The 3,776-nt window shown below is 63.6% G+C and carries 4 protein-coding genes; all 4 read right to left on the bottom strand.

What is annotated here, in order from left to right; translation table 11 throughout:
- A partial coding sequence (locus EN935_RS26025) for an ABC transporter permease (RefSeq protein WP_127373752.1) occupies nt 1-578 on the bottom strand: 578 nt, incomplete at its 3' end.
- 28 nt (nt 579-606) lie between these two features.
- A complete protein-coding gene (locus EN935_RS26020) occupies nt 607-1,722 on the bottom strand; it encodes an ABC transporter substrate-binding protein (protein WP_109662550.1) in 1,116 nt (371 codons plus the stop codon).
- Between the two features lie 69 nt (nt 1,723-1,791).
- On the bottom strand, nt 1,792-2,886 hold the full coding sequence (locus EN935_RS26015; protein WP_109662547.1) for an ABC transporter ATP-binding protein: 1,095 nt from the start codon (nt 2,884-2,886) through the stop codon (nt 1,792-1,794).
- A 119-nt stretch (nt 2,887-3,005) separates the two neighbouring features.
- Nucleotides 3,006-3,776, bottom strand: a 771-nt coding sequence (locus tag EN935_RS26010; protein ID WP_127373751.1) for a LysR substrate-binding domain-containing protein, incomplete at its 5' end; no start/stop codon positions are given.

The following is a 3,776-nucleotide window of genomic DNA, read 5'->3' as shown; positions in this document are numbered from 1 at the left end:
GTCCAAAAGGTGCGCATGCGGCTGGAGCCGAGCCCACGCGCGGCCAAGAGCACGCGATCGTCGAGGCTGCGCATGGCCGATGCCAGCGGGAAGACGGCGAAAGGAATGAGGAAATGCGTCATGCCGACGATGACGCCGAATTCGTTGCGCACCAGCGCCAGCGGTTCGGAAGTGAAGCCGATCGCCTGCAGCCAGGTGTTGATCAAGCCGCGGTTGGACAACAGCGCCACCCAGCCGAAGGCACGGGTCAGCACGGAAATCCAGAAGGGAACGAGAATGCAGAACTCGGCGATCAGGCGCTGTGCAGGAGTTCCACGCACCCAGACGACGGTGATGGCGTATGCAGCGGCCACCGAAACTACGGTGACGACCGCCGCGATGCGCAGCGTGCGGATGAACACCGACTGTACCAGATCGTCGGTGAGCAGCGCCTCATACTGTCCGAGCCCGGGCGTCGGCAGCGTAAAGCTCCATTTGACGACGCCGAGGAACGGCCAAGCATAGGCCACGACGAGAAACAGGAGCAGCGGCGCCATCAACAGCGCCGCGCCCATCCTGTCGGAGAGATAGGATCTCATTCGAACCAGATTATCCCGGCCGTGGTGGTCAGGCCGAGATGATCTTGGTGTATTCGTCGAGCGCCGGCCCGTAATTCTTGGCGTACCAGTCCATGTCGAGCGCGATCTGTTTCTTCATGTTCTCGGGGTCGACCGGGTTGATGCGCTTCTTGTCGGCGGGGATCAGCGCGTCGGCGGCCGGGTTTGCAGGACCCTGGCCGAGCTTGTCGAACATGACCAGCTGCTTTTGCGGATCCTGGGCGCTGGCGATGAACTTCATCGCCGCATCCTTGCCGCCGGGGTTATTCTTGAGCACGGCGAGCGCGCCGGGCGAGATCAGGCCCTGGTCCCAGATGAACTTGATCTTGCCGCCCGAGTCCTGCTCGATCAGCGAAGCGCGGGTCGACCAGACGATCGCCATAGAGGCCTCGCCATTGAGCAGCACGCTCTGGCTCTCGGCGCCGCCACCCCAATAGGCAACGACGTTTTCCTTGAAGGCGGCGATCTTGTCATGCGCGCGCTTGAGATCGAGCGGGTAGAGCGAAGCCGGCGCGATGCCGTCGGCCAGCAGGGCGGCCTCCCAGCTCGACACGCCCCATTTGTAGAGAGAGCGCTTGCCGGGGAATTTCTTCACGTCGAAGAAATCGGCCATACCGGTCGGCGCGTCCTTGCCGTACTTCTCGGAATCATAGGCGATGACATAGGAGAAGAAATAGGTCGAGGCAGCGTATTCCCAGCCAAAGCCCTCGCGCATCTTCTTCTTGTCGACGATCGCATAGTCGATCGGCTCGAGCGCCCCTTGGGCGCCGAGCGTGATGGCTGAGAATGGGTCGACGTCGACGAGGTCCCAGGTCGGCGCGCCGCTCTTGAACTGCGCGGCGATGGCGCCTTCGGTCGGGCCCGAACCGTCCATCTTGACGGTGATGCCGGTGTCCTTAGTGAAGGCTTGGCCATAGGCCGCATCATAGGCGGTGATGGCGTCACCGCCCCAGTTGACCAGCACCAGTTCCTTGGCAGCGGCAAAGGCACCGGTCGAGCGCAGCAGCATCGGCGTGCCGGCCAGCACGAGCGCCGCCAGCTGCGTGAACTGCCGGCGCGAGATCTCGCCGCGACCTGCCCTGACGGACAGGCTCTCGATGGCTTGTTTTTTAGTATTATGTGTCATGTCAGTTCCCCTTTTTTGTCGTTGATAATACTGGAAAACGGTGGTGCGCGTGTCTCGCCGCACCGTTGGTCATTGTCCTCCACGCGGAAGGAGGAAACCCTTTTCCGCCGGCCAGGTGAGCCAGACGGAATTGCCCTTGCTGAGCGCTGCGGCCGCTACCTCGTTGGGCACCGAGACCGTGACCTTGGCGCCTTGCCGCGTCGTCAGGTCAAGCCGCGTCGCCGCGCCGAGATAGGTGGAGTTTGTCGCGGTCGCGGCAATGCCGTTCTCGCCGTCTGCCGCCTCGCCCGATATCGACATGTATTCGGGCCGGATCGCCAGGATTGCATCGCCGCGCACCAGTTCGGCCTTGCAGCCCATGCTGATCGTGCGGTCTTCGCAGAGGCCGGTCGAGCCATTGCCGGACGGGCGCACGCCCTTCAGCGGCAGCATGTTGATCTCGCCGAGGAACTCGGCGACGAAGCGGTTGTCCGGCCGGTCGTAGACCTCGTCGGGCGCTCCGACCTGCAGCAGTTTGCCGTGATTGAAGATGGCGACGCGCGACGACAGCGCCAGCGCCTCGCTCTGGTCGTGGGTGACGAAGACGAAGGTGGTGCCAGTCTCCTGGTGCAGCCGCTTCATCTCGGCCTGCATCTGGCCGCGCAGGCCCTTGTCGAGCGCGGAAAACGGCTCATCGAGCAACAGCACGCCCGGCTCGAACACCAGCGCGCGCGCCAGCGCCACGCGCTGCTGCTGGCCGCCTGACAGCTGCGCCGGCAGTTTTTTCTCGTGGCCCTTGAGGCCGACGCGCTCGATCATCTCGCCGACCCGGCGCTTGATGTCGGCCGCCGATTTCTTGCGCACCTTAAGTGGGAAGGCGATGTTGGCTTCGACGCTCATATGCGGAAACAGCGCGTAGCCCTGGAAGACCATACCGGCGGCGCGTTGCTCGGCCGGCCGGTCGGTAATGTCGACGCCGTCGCTGAACAGCTTGCCCTCAGTCGGCTGCACGAAACCGGCAAGGATCATCAGGAAGGTGGTCTTGCCCGAACCGGACGGCCCGAGCAGGGTCAGGAACTCGCCACGGCCGATGTCGAGCGACAGATTGTCCAGCGCACGGAACGAGCCGAAGCTCTTGCCGATCCCGATTGCCTTGATCTCTGCGGCACGGCCGGGTTGCTGCATACTGCCCTTTCCCTAACGCTTATCGAAATCGTAGGCAGGGTGCCGGCTCACCGCAACCGAATAGTTTTCGCGTGATCGGCAAATTTGATTCATCTATGGCGGACTGGCCCGCTATGCCCTCAATACGGCAGAATGCGGTTCTCCGATAGCTTCGACCTCAGCCATCCCGCGAACGCTTCCAGCACCGGATGCGAAGCCTTGGCGTGTTCGGAGACCAGGAAATAGGAGCGCGGCGACTTGATCGCGATGTCGAACGGCCTAACCAGCCGGCCTTCGCTCAGCGCCCGACGGCTGGTCAACTCGTCGCCCATGGCGATGCCCTGGCCGGCAATCGCCGCCGAAAAGACCAGGTTCATGTCGGAAAAGAAGATGCCACCCTCCGTGTCAGGGTTTTCCACCTTGGACAGGGCAAGCCAGCGCGCCCAATCCTCGGTGTCATCGAGATGCAGCAGATTGGCGCGCAGCACGTCCGACGGCCTCGAAAAGCCACCGACCTTGTTCAGCAGCGTCGGGCTGCAAAGCGGTGTGAACGAGATTTCGCAGAGCGGTTCGACCGCCCGATTCGGCCAATTGCCGACACCAAACGCAATGAAGGCATCGGCCTCGGCATTGCTGACATCGTCGAGCCGGCGTGGCGTCAGGATGCGCAGCGCGACATCGGGGTACATCTGCCGGAACTCGCCGATATGGGTACACAGGAACAACGAGGCGAAGCCGGGAGTGCAACTGACGGCGAACGAGCCGCCGACGCCGGTGCCGGCATCGCGCGTCACCGCATCGCCCAGCACGGTCAATGCCTTGCGGACATCGCTGGCGTAGCGCTGGCCGCGCGGCGTCAGCGCCACGCCCTTGCCGATGCGTTCGAGCAGGTCGAAGCCGAGGTCGCGCTC

The organism is Mesorhizobium sp. M7D.F.Ca.US.004.03.1.1, from assembly GCF_003998635.1.
Taxonomy (GTDB): Bacteria; Pseudomonadota; Alphaproteobacteria; order Rhizobiales; family Rhizobiaceae; genus Mesorhizobium; species Mesorhizobium loti.
This window is presented reverse-complemented; position numbering and strand designations above follow the sequence as displayed.

Bases quoted from the DNA above. Each gene is read 5' to 3' on its own strand.
- EN935_RS26020 (WP_109662550.1), bottom strand. From the start codon at position 1,722: ATGACACATAATACTAAAAAACAAGCCATCGAGAGCCTGTCCGTCAGG.
- EN935_RS26015 (WP_109662547.1), bottom strand. From the start codon at position 2,886: ATGCAGCAACCCGGCCGTGCCGCAGAGATCAAGGCAATCGGGATCGGC.